The 15211-nt window shown below is 69.2% G+C and carries 13 protein-coding genes; 3 read left to right on the top strand and 10 right to left on the bottom strand.

Annotated features, from left to right (window positions below; all coding sequences use genetic code 11):
• Positions 1 to 65: 65 nt before the first annotated feature.
• On the bottom strand, positions 66 to 1265 hold the full coding sequence (locus tag ACI3KU_RS07805) for an ROK family protein (protein WP_404921743.1): 1200 nt from the start codon (positions 1263 to 1265) through the stop codon (positions 66 to 68).
• Positions 1266 to 1510: 245 nt separating this feature from the next.
• Here ACI3KU_RS07805 and ACI3KU_RS07800 point away from each other — a divergent pair, with 245 nt between their 5' ends.
• A complete protein-coding gene (locus ACI3KU_RS07800; protein WP_404921742.1) occupies positions 1511 to 2455 on the top strand; it encodes a sugar phosphate isomerase/epimerase family protein in 945 nt (314 codons plus the stop codon).
• Between the two features lie 62 nt (positions 2456 to 2517).
• Positions 2518 to 2844: a hypothetical protein gene (locus tag ACI3KU_RS07795; RefSeq protein WP_404921741.1), complete on the top strand. Its 327-nt coding sequence runs from the start codon at positions 2518 to 2520 to the stop codon at positions 2842 to 2844.
• A 51-nt stretch (positions 2845 to 2895) separates the two neighbouring features.
• Here ACI3KU_RS07795 and ACI3KU_RS07790 read toward each other — a convergent pair whose 3' ends face one another.
• The gene (locus tag ACI3KU_RS07790) at positions 2896 to 3507 is read right to left on the bottom strand and encodes a TetR/AcrR family transcriptional regulator (protein ID WP_404921740.1); all 612 of its coding nucleotides are present in this window, start codon (positions 3505 to 3507) and stop codon (positions 2896 to 2898) included.
• Between the two features lie 97 nt (positions 3508 to 3604).
• Between ACI3KU_RS07790 and ACI3KU_RS07785 the strand changes: the two genes are divergently transcribed.
• The gene (locus ACI3KU_RS07785) at positions 3605 to 5845 is read left to right on the top strand and encodes a glycoside hydrolase family 3 C-terminal domain-containing protein (protein ID WP_404921739.1); all 2241 of its coding nucleotides are present in this window, start codon (positions 3605 to 3607) and stop codon (positions 5843 to 5845) included.
• A gap of 90 nt (positions 5846 to 5935) precedes the next feature.
• Here ACI3KU_RS07785 and ACI3KU_RS07780 read toward each other — a convergent pair whose 3' ends face one another.
• From ACI3KU_RS07780 to ACI3KU_RS07745, 8 genes are all read right to left on the bottom strand, one after another.
• Complete coding sequence (locus ACI3KU_RS07780) at positions 5936 to 7456, bottom strand: aldehyde dehydrogenase family protein (RefSeq protein ID WP_404921738.1); 1521 nt, start codon at positions 7454 to 7456, stop codon at positions 5936 to 5938.
• Positions 7453 to 8658, bottom strand: a complete 1206-nt coding sequence (locus tag ACI3KU_RS07775; RefSeq protein WP_404921737.1) for a fumarylacetoacetate hydrolase family protein — start codon at positions 8656 to 8658, stop codon at positions 7453 to 7455. The genes ACI3KU_RS07780 and ACI3KU_RS07775 overlap by 4 nt, the downstream gene beginning before the upstream one ends.
• A gap of 55 nt (positions 8659 to 8713) precedes the next feature.
• Positions 8714 to 9481: an enoyl-CoA hydratase/isomerase family protein gene (locus ACI3KU_RS07770; protein ID WP_404921736.1), complete on the bottom strand. Its 768-nt coding sequence runs from the start codon at positions 9479 to 9481 to the stop codon at positions 8714 to 8716.
• A complete protein-coding gene (locus ACI3KU_RS07765) occupies positions 9478 to 10590 on the bottom strand; it encodes a hypothetical protein (RefSeq protein WP_404921735.1) in 1113 nt (370 codons plus the stop codon). The genes ACI3KU_RS07770 and ACI3KU_RS07765 overlap by 4 nt, the downstream gene beginning before the upstream one ends.
• Positions 10587 to 11822: a CaiB/BaiF CoA transferase family protein gene (locus ACI3KU_RS07760; RefSeq protein WP_404921734.1), complete on the bottom strand. Its 1236-nt coding sequence runs from the start codon at positions 11820 to 11822 to the stop codon at positions 10587 to 10589. Before ACI3KU_RS07760 ends, ACI3KU_RS07765 begins: the two co-directional genes overlap by 4 nt.
• Positions 11819 to 12925, bottom strand: coding sequence for a Gfo/Idh/MocA family protein (locus tag ACI3KU_RS07755; RefSeq protein WP_404921733.1), 1107 nt, complete (start codon positions 12923 to 12925; stop codon positions 11819 to 11821). The genes ACI3KU_RS07760 and ACI3KU_RS07755 overlap by 4 nt, the downstream gene beginning before the upstream one ends.
• A 129-nt stretch (positions 12926 to 13054) precedes the next feature.
• Positions 13055 to 14011 (bottom strand): MBL fold metallo-hydrolase, encoded by a 957-nt coding sequence (locus tag ACI3KU_RS07750; protein ID WP_404921732.1) that lies wholly within the window; start codon positions 14009 to 14011, stop codon positions 13055 to 13057.
• Positions 14011 to 15165: a mandelate racemase/muconate lactonizing enzyme family protein gene (locus ACI3KU_RS07745; protein ID WP_404921731.1), complete on the bottom strand. Its 1155-nt coding sequence runs from the start codon at positions 15163 to 15165 to the stop codon at positions 14011 to 14013. The genes ACI3KU_RS07750 and ACI3KU_RS07745 overlap by 1 nt, the downstream gene beginning before the upstream one ends.
• Positions 15166 to 15211: the final 46 nt, after the last annotated feature.

Genomic DNA, 15211 nt, shown 5'->3' with positions numbered 1-15211 from the left:
GGTTCTGCTCGGGTGGATCGAGAACGTGGCGGCACTCAGACGGACCAGGCTCAACCCCGGTGGAGTCAGGCGAGGAGCGTGTCGATCATCCGCAGTCGCGCCGCGCGTTCCGCGCCGAGGAGCGCGGCGTCGGGGCCGAGTCGGCTTGCGCTGACGTGTGGGGGGACGGCCCCGCCGGCCGTCACCGCGATCCGGGTGAGTTCGGCGCCGATGTCGTCGACGAAGGACGCCAGGTATCCGCCCAGCACCACGCGATCCGCGCCCACCGTGAGGAGGGCGATCTGGAGGGTTCGCGCGATGTGTGGCAGTGCCTGCGTCCATGCGCTGACGTGCTGGGGTGAGCCCTCACGCACGCCCGCCACGAAGCGATCCAGCGCTGCGTCGAGTCCCTCGTCCCGCGCCGACTCGGCGAGGCCGGTGGCGGAGAGAAGGGCGTCCGGGCCGGCCACCGTGACCAGACATCCGTGCTGCCCGCACTCGCAGAGCGCGCCGTCCGGAATCACCGGCAGATGGCCGAGCATGCCCGCCCATCCCGCAGCACCGGTCAGCGCGCGGCCGTCCGCGAACACCGCGCCCCCGATCCCCGAGTCGCTCTTGAGGTAGACGAGATGATCCGGAGCACCCGCATCGACGTGCTCCTCCAGGGCCGCGACTGATGTGTCGGCGATGAGGGGGATCTGTGCCGCGCTGAGTCGGGGGAGTCGTTCCTGCAGCAGGCCGATGACGTCGACGCGCTCCCAGCCGAGATCCGTGTCTGCGAGCACCACCGCCGGCGCGCCGCCGACGGGAGCCCACACCACGACCGACAGATCTGCCAGCGGACGGCCGATGGTCGCGGCGTGGCTGAGAGCTTCCGAAATCACCTGGGCGAGCGCGTCGATGACGGGACCCGGATCGCCGATCGGGCGTCCGTGCCGCTCGGAGAACCGGGCGAGGCGCTGTCCGTCGAGGGTGGAGACCACCGCCTCCACCCGATCCGCGTCGAGGGTGGCGATGATGAGCGCCACATCGGTGGCGGACAGCTCCAACAGCGTCTTCGGTCGACCTCGACCTTCGGGGGCGATGCGGTCGGATTCGCGGATGATCTCGTGCTCGATGAGTTCCGCCGACAGGGACGTGATCGCCCCGCGCGTGAGTCCGGTCTCCAGCGCGAGTTCGCTCCGCGAGAGGGGGCCGGATGTCAGAGCGAGCGCGACCAGCCCGAGATTGTGGCGACGCACATCCTCCGAGGTGAGTGAGCCGCGGAGAGAGTCAGGGGAAGGCACTCATCGATTGTCTCGCAGAGCGCGGGCTTGCACTGTCATTGGCACTCGCACTGTCATTGGTGCCTGCGGGGGAGTGTGGCGCGGCGTGGTGCTGCGAACACAGGAACATGCGCCGAATCCATGACGGGATCCCGATATTCCTCATGCGTTGGGCGCATGTTCCTGCGTTCGCGACGTCGGGGTGGGCCGTGTGTCGGAGGTGTCGGCCGGTTGCAGGGCGGGTGCGGGTCGGCTTGGCTGGCAGGATGGCCAGGGAAGCGGGAGAGGCGATGCGGCACACCGATCACGGGCGGCAGAGGGATGAACGGCGCGGGAACGATGCCGTGGATCACGCGGCCCATGGCCCGCAGCCCAGCAGCAACCAGCAGCCCAGCGGCGGGCCGCAGCCCAGCGGCAACCAGCGACCCAACAGCGAGCGGGAAGCTGATGTCGTGCACCAGGTGGATCAGGCAATCCTCCGCCGCCGGATCGGACTCTGCTCCGTCACCTTCCGCCAGCTCACGGCGGATGAGGTCATCGCGGCAGCCGTCGGCGCTGGACTGGAGTGCATCGAATGGGGCGGCGACATCCACGTTCCCACGGGGGACACCGCCCGCGCGGAAGACGCCGCCCGCCGAACAGCGGATGCGGGCCTGACTGTCGCGTCCTACGGGTCGTACTGGCGCGCGGACGAGGACATCACGCCGGTGCTGGACTCGGCCGCGGCGCTGGGCGCGGACCGCGTGCGGATCTGGGCCGGCCGGATCGGCTCGGCCGAAGCGACCGAAGTCGAACGTCACGCCATCACCGACGCGATCGCCGAGGCCTCCGCATCGGCCCGCGATCTCGGCATCACGCTCGCGCTGGAGTATCACTCGGGCACCATCGCAGACACTCCGGACGCGGTTCGCCGGCTCCTCGACGACGTACCCGGGCTGCGCACCTACTGGCAGCCGACCGTCGGAGCGCCCGATGAGGTGGCGCTGCACGAATACGATCTGCTGCGCGACGCGGTCGCCGCCGTGCATGTCTTCTCCTGGTGGCCGACCACGCAGCGCCTGCGATTGGCGCAACGCGAGAGCCTGTGGAGCCCGCTGTTCCGCACGGCGGCTGAACCGCGCGACGCCCTGCTGGAGTTCGTGCCGCACGATGATCCCGACCTGCTCGCGCTCGAAGCCGCCACGCTGCGGAAATGGATCTCGCAGTGGTGACGAATGGCTGTCCCACGGCACCTGCCGGGACAACGCCCGGGCGCCCGTGATGGGATAGGGCCATGCCGGCTCATGAGAACGCCCTGTCGCTCACCATCGTCGATCCGTCCGGAGTCACGCCCGACACGCTGAAGCAGCTGTATCGCATCACCGGGCGGTCGAGCGTCGAACTGCGCGATGCGATCCTGGCTGGTACGCCGGTCTATTCCGCGCCGCTGTTCGGCAACGATCACATCCAGGTGATTCCGCGACTGGAGCGCACCGCGGCACTGCTTGACGAGCTCGGGGTTCGTTACACCGTGCACGAATGGACCGATTCCCAGGTCGAGGAGATCTCGGTCGAGCTGATGCGACAGATCATCCAGAGCGCTGAAGGGCAGCTCAGCTGACCGGGCCGACGCGGATGTGACAGTCCGGCGAAAGCGCGTCCCCGCTGATTCTCACGGCCGCGCGGGCGCGAATGCCGCGAACACATCCGCGATGGCCCCCGCCATGTCGATGGTGGGGTCGGTGAGCCACTGCAGCTGGAGCCCGTCGGAGGCGGCGTGGAGGATGCGGGCGAAGGACTCGGCCGGGATCGCGTCGGTGATGATGCCGGCGCGCTGCGCGGACGCGGCGATCCGCGTGAATCGCTCGTGGAGCTGTTCACTGCGCTCCAGGAAATAGTCGTGTGCCGGATGCGCGGCATCCGCGGCATCCACAGCGAGTCGGGAGAACAGCTCGACGAGCCCCGGCACCGACGCGTTATGGCGGATGACGGCGATGTAGGCCCGCGTAGCCTGCTCCCAGACGGCCGCGGCATCGGCGGTGTCGAGGTCGGGGAGAGTGAAAGTGAGCCCGTCCACCTCGTCGCGCTTGCGCAGGATCGCGGTGAACAGCTCTTCCTTGCTCTCGAAGTAGTGCAGCAGGCCGGGAGCGGTCAGGCCGACGGCGTCCGCGATCTCCTTGACCGACGCACCGCGCATGCCGGAGCGCGCGATCACCTCGAGTGCGCGTTCCAGGATCTCCTCGCGTTTCGCGATGCCTTTCGCGTACGAACCCCGTTTCGCCATGTGCCGAGTCTGCCAGGTGTGGGAGCCATTGCCATCACAAACCTAATAACGTAAAGTTTTCGGCACGGCCCGCACGCTCATCGACGAGAGGATCACCATGACCGATTCCGGACAGCTTCCCGAGGTCGCAGACCTCACCACCGTCGAGAAGGCCTCGCTGACCAGCGGTGCCGACTTCTGGACCACGAAGGCGGTGGAGCGCGCCGGCGTCCCGGCTCTCATGCTCACCGATGGCCCGCACGGCCTGCGCAAGCAGAACATCGGCGGGGACCACCTCGGTCTCGGCGACAGCGTGCCGGCCACGTGCTTCCCGCCCGCCGTGGGACTCGGCTCGTCCTGGGATCCGGAGCTGGCGGAGCGGGTCGGTGTGGCGCTGGGCGTGGAATCGGCCATCGAGGATGTCGCCGTGATCCTCGGTCCCGGCGTGAACATCAAGCGATCGCCGTTGTGCGGTCGCAACTTCGAGTACTTCTCCGAAGACCCGCTGATCGGCGGCGTGATGGGCACCGCCCTGGTGCGCGGCATCCAGTCGCAGGGCGTCGGGTCATCGCTCAAGCACTTCGCCGCCAACAACCAGGAGACCGACCGGATGCGAGCGTCGAGCGACATCGATGCCCGGCCGCTGCGCGAGATCTACCTCCGGGGCTTCCAGCGCGTGGTCACCGAGGCGCAGCCGTGGACGGTGATGTGCTCGTACAACCGCATCAACGGCGTCTACGCCTCGGAGGATCCGTGGCTGCTGACCAGCGTGCTGCGCGACGAATGGGGCTTCACGGGTCTGGTCGTCTCCGACTGGGGTGCTGTCAATGATCGTGTCGCGGCGCTGGTGGCCGGCCTTGACCTGGAGATGCCGGCTGCCGGCGGACGCACCGACGCGCAGATCGTGGAGGCGATCGAGTCGGGACGCATCGACGAGTCCATGCTGGACCTCGCTGCCGAGCGCATGCTGGAGCTCATCCGCCGATCCCAGACCGTGGTGAAGCCCGAGGGTGCGCTGGACGTCGACGCGCACCATGCCCTCGCCCGCGAGGCAGCAGCGCGCTCGATCGTGCTGCTGCGCAACGAGGACGACATTCTGCCGCTGAACCCGAAGCAGCACATCGCCGTGGTCGGCGCCTTCGCCGATCAGCCGCGCTATCAGGGAGCGGGTTCCTCACTCATCAAGCCGACGCGACTGGATCGCGCGCTGGAGGAGATCCGCGCGATCGCTCCGCAGGCGACCTATGCCGCCGGGTTCTCCCTGGACGACTCCGGCGATGCGGCAGCGCTGCGTGCCGAGGCCGTGGCCGTCGCCGCAGATGCCGATGTGGTCGTCGCCTTCCTCGGTCTGCCCGCGGCTGCGGAATCGGAGGGCTACGATCGCACCGACATCGACCTGCCCGCGGACCAGCTGGCACTCCTGGCGGACGTGCGCGGCGTGAACCCCAACGTCGTCGTCGTGCTCTCCAACGGCGGCGTCGTGGCGCTGCCCTTCCGCGACGAGGTTCCCGCGATCGTGGAAGCCTGGCTGGGCGGACAGGGTGGCGGTCACGCCGCGGCCCAGGTGCTGTTCGGCGCCGTGAACCCCTCCGGTCGCCTCACCGAGACGATCCCGCTGAAGCTGGAGGACAACCCGTCGTTCGGGAACTTCCCCGGCGAGTTCGGGCACGTCCGCTACGGCGAGGGCATCCTGGTGGGCTACCGCTGGTACGACGCGCGGCAGCTGGAGGTGGCCTACCCGTTCGGGCACGGTCTGTCGTACAGCTCGTTCGCCTATGGCGACGTATCGGTCGTCGCTGATGACGACGGTCTCACGATCCACGTCGACGTCACCAACACCAGCGGTCGCGACGGACGGACGGTAGTGCAGGCCTACGCCTCGATCGGCGCTTCCGTGGTGCAGCGGGCACCGCGTGAGCTGAAGGCCTTCCAATCGGTGGCGATCGCGGCCGGCGCCACGACGACCGTCGAGCTGCGAGTGCCGCGTGCCGACCTGGCGTACTGGGACGTGCGCGTGGACCGGTGGGTCGTGGAGGGTGGCGAGTACACGGTGTCGGTGGGCGAGTCCAGCCGGGACCTCCGCGGGTCCGCGACGGTGACCGTCGCCGCCGACGAGGTGACCATCCCGATCACGCCGGATTCGTCACTCGGTGAGGTGCTGGCCCACCCGGTGGTGGGGCCGATGGTGCAGCAGGCCATCTCCGGTTTTCTCGGTGCCGGCTCTGATGCGCCGACGGAGCTCGATGAGGGCATGCTCGCGATGATGCAGTCGCTTCCCCTCGCTCGGATGGTGGCGTTCCCCGGCTCACCGATGACCCCCGAGGCGATGCACCAGCTGATCGCTGCAGCGAACGCGTGACCGTTCGATAGAGACAACGGGCCCGGTGAATTCCGGGCCCGTCGTCTGTTGCGCTCGCTCAGGAATGCGCTCGCTCAGGAATGCGCCCGCTCACGATCCTGGAGGCAGCACCAGCATGCCGTCGACGCGGCGCGGGAGGGCGGCGGGGCCGTCGCGCAGCTCCTCGGGGAGGACGTCTGTGGGCGCGTCCTGCCAGGCGAGTGGGCGCAGGAAACGACGGATCGCGGTGACGCCCACCGATGTGTGCTGGGTGTTCGTCGCGGGCCACGGGCCGCCATGGTGCATGGCCCACGACACCCGGACACCGGTGGGGAACCCGTCGTAGACGATGCGACCGGCGACGTCGCGTGCAGCGTCGGTGAGGTCTCGGCGCTGCACGTCCTCGGCGGGCGCGGAGTGGATCGTGGCCGTCAGGGAGTGCGGGATCGCCGTGAGCACGGCGCGCACATCCGACACCGACTCGTACCGGACGATCAGCACGAGCGGTCCGAACGCCTCCTCGGCGGCCGCCGAGGAGAACGCGGCCGCATCGATCTCGAGCACCTCGGCCGAGCGGGAGAAGCCGTTCTCTCCCGACCGGGAGGCGATGAGCGGGCGCGCCCGGCCGTCGTGCACCAGTCGGGAGCGGATGTCGCCGAAAGCCTCGTGGATGCGTTCATTGAGCAGCGTCTGCGGCGTTGAGGCCTCGGCGAGCGCCACCACCGCGGCCACGAGCACGTCGCCGGCCGCTCCCGCAGGCACCAGCGCGATGCCCGGCTTCGTGCACAGCTGCCCGGCGGATCCGGTCACCGAGGCGAACAGCCCCGCCGCGATCGTCGCGGTGCGCTCGCGGAGGGCGCCCGTCGTTATGACGAGCGGATTGACGCTGGACAGCTCACCGAAGAAGGGGATCGGCGCCTCACGTGCCGCGATGATCTCCTGCAGGATCTGACCGGTGGCCAGCGACCCGGTGAAGCCGACCGCTGTGATCCGCGGGTCGGCCACGAGAAGCGCTCCCGCCTGCTGGCCGTACACGATCCCGATGAGTCCCGTGGGCGCGCCATACCGCTCGGCCGCTTCGGCGAGCGCGACGAACGATCGCTGCGACGTGACGAGGTGCGAGCTGTGCGCCTTCACCACGACGGGGTTGCCGCCGGCCAGCGCAGAAGCGGTGTCGCCACCGACCACGGAGAAGGCGAAGGGGAAGTTGCTGGCACCGAAGACCGCCACCGGGCCGATCGGCACCAGCATGCGACGCACATCCGGGGCCGGACCCAGCTCCGTGGTACCGGCGTGGTCGATGATCGCCTCGATGTAGCCGCCCTCCTGGACCGCATCCGCGAAGAGGCGGAACTGGAACGCGCTGCGTGACACCTCGCCGTCCAGCCGTGCTGCCGTGAGTCCGGTTTCGGCGACTGCGGCTTCGATGAGAGCGGCCCGATGGCGCTCCAGGCCGTCGGCGAGTGCGCGAAGCAGCCCGGCGCGCCAGGTTCGTGACGACGCGCGCGTCACCGCGAACGCTGCGGCGGCGGTGGTGGTCGCAGCGATCACTCCCGCTGCATCGGTGGGGATGATTCCGGTGTCACGCCGATCGCCCGTGTGTGGATCTGTGGTGAACATCGACGCGGTCATGCGGTTGCCTTTCCCAGACGCTCATCGGCGAGAAGCCCGCTCTCGGCGAGAAGCCCGCGGGAAGCCAGGTTCGCCATCAGCGCGCCGATGCCGAAACTCCACGGTGGCAGGCTCTCGCTGTGCTGCACGCGGTTGATGAGCGCGCCCAGTCGTGGCGAGGCGATACGCACGACGTCTCCGAGGTGGTGGGTGAATCCGCGACCGGCCTCTCCGCGATCGTCGGTGGGGGCGAACATCGTGCCCAGATAAAGCACGAATCCGTCCGGGTAGGAATGGTGTGCTCCTGCTGCCTGTCGGACGAGATCGGCGGGGTCGCGGCTGATGCGGGACATGTGCGAGACCGCGTCCAGCACGTAGCCGTCCTCGCCGTGGATGGACAGCGACACGGACTCGGCTCGCACGTGGTCCAGATCGAAGCCGTCGTCGAACAGGCGGATGAAGGGCCCGACCGACGCGGAGGCGTTGTTGTCCTTCGCCCGGCCGAGCAGCAGGGCCGAACGCCCCTCGATGTCGCGCAGGTTCACGTCGTTGCCGAGCGTGGCGCCCACGATCACACCGGCGGAGGAGACGACGAGAACGATCTCGGGCTCCGGGTTGTTCCAGCGCGATTCCGCCAAGACCCCCACGTCCGATCCGCCGCCGACAGTGGCCAGAACCGGCGCCTTGGAGAAGATCTCGGCGTCGGGACCGATGCCCACCTCGAGGTACTGGCTCCACAGCCCCGCCTCGATCAGGGCGTCTTTCAGTCGCGCCGCCTCGGCGGAGCCGGGAACGAGTCCCTGCAGATCGCCGTCGAGCGCGTCGGTGATCACGTCACGGATGGTGTCGGCGGCATCCGCCTCGCCCCGTGCCCGCTCCTCGATGATGCGCTCCAGCATCGAGACGGGGAACGTGACCCCGGATGCCTTCACGACGTGCAGGTCGATCGGGGAGAGCAGCCACGGACGTCGCGGATCGCGGGTGTCGGGCGCCGTGTTCGCCCAGATCTCCGCGATGGTGTCGATGACCGATCCCGTGGCAGCGCGGACGGCGGCGACGGGATCCTCAGACTCGGTGAGGTCGCGCACGGTGGGAAAGGATGCGGTGATGTCATGCACCGACTCCCCGCGCACGACGATCACGGCCGGCCCCTCGGGGAGTTGCGCGCGGCCGATGAGCAGCGCGTTGTCGGCGTCTTCGGGAAGAATCTGGTCGTTCATCATCACGCTCTCCAGCGGTACAGGTTGACGAGGTTCGCGTTCGCGGGTTTCATCGCGTTCACCGACCGTGGAAGACGGCCGGACGCTTCTCGGCGAAGGCCGCGCGCCCCTCGGCCGCGTCGGCGGTGGCAAAGGCGATGGCCTGCATCTCGCGCTCGTAGGCGATGGCCTGCTCACGCGGCAGGTTCCACGCCGCATGCAGGTTGGCCTTCGCCGACTCCGCGGCGATGGGAGGACGCTCGGCGATGCGGGCGGCGAGTTCCTGCGCCCGCGGCAGCAGTTCTTCCGCGGGGACCAGCTCGCTGACCAGTCCCCAGGCCAGCGCGCGCTGAGCATCGATCGGGTCGCCGGTCAGCAGCATCAGCGAGGCGTTGCTCGCGCCGATGGACTCGGCCAGCAGGACCGACATCCCGCCGCCGCCGACCCACCCGAGCTTGATCTCCGGGGCGGCGAAGCTCGCCGTCTCTGCGGCGATGCGGATGTCGCAGGTGAGAGCCGCCTCCAGACCGCCACCGAAGGCGAAGCCGTTGACGGCCGCGATCACCGGCTTGCGAAGCTCGCGCAGCGCATCGCAGTAGTCGCGCCGATTGCGGAACTCCCACGCGGTGGCGTAGCGGTCGAGGGTGGCGATGTCGCTGCCCGCGCTGAAGGCGCGCCCGGTTCCGGTGTAGACCACGCACCGCACCGTCGGATCGGCGTTGAGATGACGCACGATCGCCTCCAGCTCGTCACTCATGCCCTGAGTGACGGCGTTGAGCTTCTCGGGTCGGTTCAGCCGAATCGTGGCAACGTGACCGGCGGTCTCGACGTGGATGAGGTCACTCATGCAGGAATCTCCTCTGTGGTGGGGAGGGCGGCGAAGCGCTCCTCGATCTCGTCGAGCGCGTCGCCCGGCGTGCGGTCGCCGCGAACGACGGAGCGCACGACCGCGGAGGCGTGGCTCTGGAAGGGGATGTACCCGGGCACGCGTGGCCGCACCCAGGAGGATTCGATGGTCGACAGGGTCGCGGAATAGAAGCCGTGTGCGGCGTCGTCCACGCCGGCATCGGTCCACGCCGCGCGCATGCTGGGCTGACCGTCATGGCGGGGGATGAACCCGCGCTGGGTCTCGGGTTCGAGCAGTCCGGCGAGATGGCGAAGCAGCGCGGGTGTCGGCGCGGTGCGGTATGTGACCGCGATCCCGGTGCCGCCGATCGTCGAGCCGATCCGTCCGTCATGGGTGGGCGGGGGACCGAATGAGACCTCCGGTGAGCTGTAGGTGACGTACCCGTAGATCAGCGGGATGAAGCCGATGTCGCCGTGATCGCGCATCCGATCGAGCAGGCCGATCGGGTTCAGCCGGTCGGTGCCGGCCGGAGCGTGAGCGGACAGGCGGGTGAGAAGCTCCAGAGCGCGCTCACTGGTCTGGCGGTCGAACAGCGCGTCGGCGGGTGCGGCCTCGGTACGCACAGACACGGCGATCGAGCAGAAGGAGAGGAAGGCGTGCGGTCCGGCGAGCGAGGTGGCGACCAGACCGCGATCGGCCAGATCGAGAGCCTCCTCCCAGGTCGCCGGCGCGGTGGGCACCAGCGCCGTGCGCCGCGCTGAGACCTGGGTCGCCGCGTCCAGCGGCAGCGCCCACAGTCCCCCGCCCCACCGGTAGGAGTCGATGCTCGGCCCCACGGCGTCCGCTTCCCAGCGCCGCCGCAGCTCGTCGGGAAACAGCTCGTCCAGCCGGCGCAGGCTCCCGGCGGAGAGCGCATCGCCGAGGTGCGGATGATCCAGCACGAGAAGGTCGTAGTCGCGGGCCAGCTCGGCGATCGGTGCCGATTCGAAGCCCTCCAGCGACTGCACCTCCCAGCGCAGGGTGTCGCCGTCGCCCAGGTCTCCGGCCGCGGCCTCCAGCGCGTGGCGTCCGCGGGGGTGATCCCACGTGAGACCGACGAAGTCCGTCACGGTGCGCTCGTCTCGGCGATGACGCCGGCATCGAGCAGCTCACGGATCCGGTCCGCCTCGATGCCCAGCTCGGCCAGGATCTCGGAGGAGTGCTCACCGATGAGGGGAGCGCCACGATCGATACGCGCCGGGGTCTTCGCGAAGCGATAGGGGAATCCGGGCGTCTTCACCCGACCCTCGGTGGGGTGGTCGTACTCCACGAAGGTGCCGTTGTGGATGATCTGCGGGTCGGCGACCAGGTCCTCGTAGCCGTACACCGGCCCCACCCACATCCCGGCGGGGAGCAGAGTGTCCAGCCAGTGCTGTGTGTCTCGCGTCCGCAGGTGGCGTGCGACCGTGGCGTACAGCTCATCGCGATGCGTCCACCCGTGCACCTCGGGGTCCATGTCGGCGAAGGAGGCCTCGCCGAAGATCTCGCCCAGCTTCTGCAGGTCAGCGAACCCGAGCGCGAGGTAGCCGTCGGAGGTGGCGAACACGCCGTAGGGTGCGCGGATGTACACGTGCGCGTTGGGCTCCGTGCCCCGCTGCTGGGGGATACCGCCTACGGTGTAGACGCTGAGCTCCTGCATCTGCAGGGTCGTCAGCGCATCGAGCATGTTCACCGTCACCAGCTGTCCTTCGCCGGTGCGCTCGCGGTGCAGGAGCGCGGCGAGCACCGCCTCGAACGCCGTGGAGGCGGTGACCGCGTCGGCGAGATACTGACCGGCCGGCGACGGCGGCTCACCCTCACGACCGGCGGACAGCATGGCACCGCTCATCGCTTGCAGCAGGAGGTCCTGGCCGGGGCGGTCCTGATAGGGACCGTCTTCGCCGTAGCCCGACATCGACACGTAGACCAGCGACGGATTGATCGCGGCCAGGCTCTCGTAGTCCAGACCCAACCGGGCGGCGACACCCGGGCGATAGTTCTGCAGGAAGACATCGGCGCCCGCGATGAGCTCCCGTACGACCTCACGACCGGCATCGGTCTTGAGGTTGACGGCGAGGGAGCGCTTGTTGCGGTTGAGGGAGAGGAACGACACGTTGATGGCGTTGCCGCGGGCGCCGCCGGCCGCGGCGAAGCGCTGCCACTCGCCGGCGGTGGGCTCCACCTTGACTACATCGGCGCCCAGGTCACCGAGACGCTGTGCGGCGAAGGGTCCGGCCATCGCGATAGAGCAGTCGATCACCCGATAGCCGTCGAGCACGCCGCGCGATGCGGTGCGGGGCGGAAGGGGGTCCGGCGCGGTCATGATGCTCTGCTTTCTGTCGCGGTGACGCTTTCCGTCGTGGTGATGCCTTCCGCTGCCGCGATGCGCGTATCCACGCCGCCTGCCGCTGAGGAGCGCAGCAGCGCGTCGATCAGCTCCACCGAGCGCGCGGCCACCGTCACATCGGAGTTGTTCTCGGTGCTGCGACCCGTGATCAGGTCGATGAAGCGATGCGGCGGGACGAGGCACTCGTATTCACCCTCGCCCGGCGCAATGCTCACCGATTCGCGGCGGCCGTCGTATCGGCTGAGTTCCACGCGCTCGCGTTCCACGTCGATCATCAGCACGCCCTCGGTTCCGAAGAGGCGGATGTCGACCTGGTACTTGTCGCCGTCGGCGAGTGTGGCCGCTCCGGAGAGCGAGCCGAGGGCGCCGTTGGTGAAGCGGATGACTCCCGCATCGAACAGGTCGACAGCGGAGCCGGCGGCGCTGACCCGGCCGGAAACGGACGCGGCTCGAAGCCCCGCGAGCCAGAACAACAGGGCGGAGGAATGGGTCACCTGTCCGTGCGCGTAGCCGCCGCCGTGCTGGGGGCTGGACCACGTGCTCGGGTCCGGCGCGGTGTCGGACTTCCAGCGCTCGAGCATATGGGTGGGGTCCGTGCCGAACAGCCCGCGCGTGGGGGAGGCCATATGACACATGGCGAACTGGATCTCACCGATCGCGCCGCTGTCGAGCAGTCGCTTGGCGGCGACGGTGAACGGCTTGTAGTTCCAGCCGTACGGCACCAGGAACACCGTGCCGGCATCCTCGACACGAGACGCCAGATCCCAGGCCTCTGCGGCCCGGAGGGTCATCGGCTTCTCGCACAGCACGTGCAGTCCGCGATCGAGCGCCTGCGCGGCAAGCGGGTGATGCAGGTCGTGCGGTGTGGAGATCACGACGGCGTCGAGGTCTGCGTCCAGGAGCTCATCGGCGTCCTCGGTCGCGAAGCCGAACCCGAACGTGTCCTGCACGGCATCAAGCCCTGGTCCGCGTCCGCAGACGCCGACGAGCTCGACATCATCACGCGCCGCGAACAGCGGGAAGTGATTGCTTGTGGCCCACCACCCAGCGCCGATCGCGCCGAGCTTGACCCGGCTCATCGCGTCCACCTCTGTGTAGTCGGGACCAACCTCGGTGCAGCGGAGATCCACACTGTGCCCAGCTTCACCCGGCTCATCGCACCCACCTCCGTGCGGCCGTGACCCACCTTGCGCCCAGCTTCACCCGGCTCATCGCACCCACCGCCAGGTGCGCAAGCCGTCCCGATCGCCCACGACGACACGGCCGGCGGCCACGAGTCGTTCGAGATTTCCCGTCATCGGGAAGATCAGATACTCGGCCGCCGGGGCAGCCCAGGGGCCGAGGTCGCTCGCGCACCGATGGATGAGCTCCAGACTGGTGAGCTCGCCGGCATCACTCAGCTGGCGTTCGATCACGGCATCGACGCGTTCGGTGTAGGCGAGTGACCCCGTCAGGAAATCGTTCACTGCTGCTGCCTCGTACACCGGGTAGTGCGCGGTGAGAAGGAGCTCGGCGTCACGGTCGCGGAGCCGGGCGATGGTGTCGACGTAGGCCACGGTGTCGCGGTACGTGGGCGGGAACGCGGGGCGTCCGTCGGCCGTCGGAACGGTCTCGCCGAGCACGGCGTCCGAGATGAGCAGTGTGCGATTGACTTCGTCCCACAGCGTGAGGTGGCCGGGTGAGTGGCCCGGAGCGGCGATCACCTCGATACGGCGGTCGCCGAGGTCGAAGACCTCGCCGCCGTCCAGGGCCTGATCCACGGGTACCAGCCCGGTGCTGGCACGCACCTCCGCCGTGGTCTCGGGCGGATCGCTGAAGCCGTCACGGTCGGTGAACTCGCCGTAGCGGCCGGTGATCAGCTCCTCCACGTCCTCGGTCATCGTCACGTCCGCACGACCCGCGAGGAACTTCGCGTGCGGCGCGACGGCGGCCAGTGCGGCGTTGCCGCCGGTGTGGTCGAAGTCGCAGTGCGAGCTGATGACCCAGCGGATGCCCGCCGGATCGAAGCCGATCCGGTCGAGGTAGGGAAGGAGCGTGCCCGGCACGGAGTCGGCGATGCCGGTGTCGAACAAGAGCGCTCCAGCGGGACCGGTGAGCAGGTACATCGCGATGAAGCGCTCGCCCAGCGGTGCCTCAATGCGATGGATGCCGTGGCGGATCTGCATCACTGCTCCCAGGAGCCGTTGTCGACCAGACGGAGCCCGGCGCGCGGTGACCGCACGTGCGGTCCCGCGGGCTCCTGCCAGTTGCCGTCGGCGCGGGCGTGACGAATCGCCGCCTCGTCGACCTCGATGCCGACGCCGGGGCGATCCCCCAGCACGACGCCGCCGTCGTGGAACTCCTGGTCCAGGGTGAGACCGAACGGCGAGCCCAGGTCCTGCACCTCGGCGGACAGGTGATTCGGCACGGCAGCGGCAGCGGCCGTGACCGCGTGGTTGGCGGTCAGTCCCACCGGACTCACCGGCAGGTCTCGGCCGTGTGCGGTGACGGCCACGCGCAGGAAGTGGGTGATTCCCCAGACGGCCCCGGCCTGGACGATGTCCGCACCGCCGGCGTCGAGGATCGGACGATACTGCTCCAGCCCGGTGAGGTTCTCACCGGTGGCCACCGAGGCGCGGATGGCAGCACTGAGTCGTGCATGCCCGGTGGCGTCCCATCGGCGCAGCGGCTCCTCCACCCAGGTCAGATCGATGCTCTCCTCGAGGGCTCTGACGTGGCGCACCGCCTGCTTGAGGTTCCACGACTCGTTGGCGTCGAGCATCAGTGCGGGGGCGGTGCCCGCGGCAGAGAAGAGGTCCGAGAGGATGTCGAAGCGCCGCAGGTCCGCGGTCAGGTTGCGGCCGCCCTTCAGCTTGGCCGCTGTGAATCCGCGCTCCGCGAACCGGGCGTACAGGGTGGCGAGGTCACCGTCGCTCAACGCGGCGTCGAGCCCCGATGCGTACCCGGGCACGAAGCGGTCGGCGGCGCCGAGCAGGCGCCACAGGGGCTCGCCGGCCAGCTTCGCCTTGATGTCCCACAGTGCGGTGTCCAGCGCCCCGATGCCGCCGAACGTGGCGCCACCGTGTGAGGACTTGAAGACACGCGCCAGCATGGCGTCGTAGAGCGTCGCCGTGGCGCGAGGGTCCTGCCCCTCGAGTGCCGGGAACAGGCGGTCGAGATCGGCGTGCGATCCCATGCCGACGCCCTCCACGCCCGCGTCGGTCTCCAGGATGACGATGGGCACATCGGTCACGCCGGATGCGATGAATCCGTTGACGTCGCCGACCGGGCGACCCCAGTCGTGAACGGTGCGCAGTGTGCGATAGCCGGTGATCTTCATGTCGCCCTTGAGTGTGAGAGATCGTGGAACGGAAACACCATACATC

The sequence above is a fragment of the Microbacterium sp. ZW T5_56 genome (genome assembly GCF_044987425.1).
Classification (GTDB): Bacteria; Actinomycetota; Actinomycetes; order Actinomycetales; family Microbacteriaceae; genus Microbacterium.
This window is presented reverse-complemented; position numbering and strand designations above follow the sequence as displayed.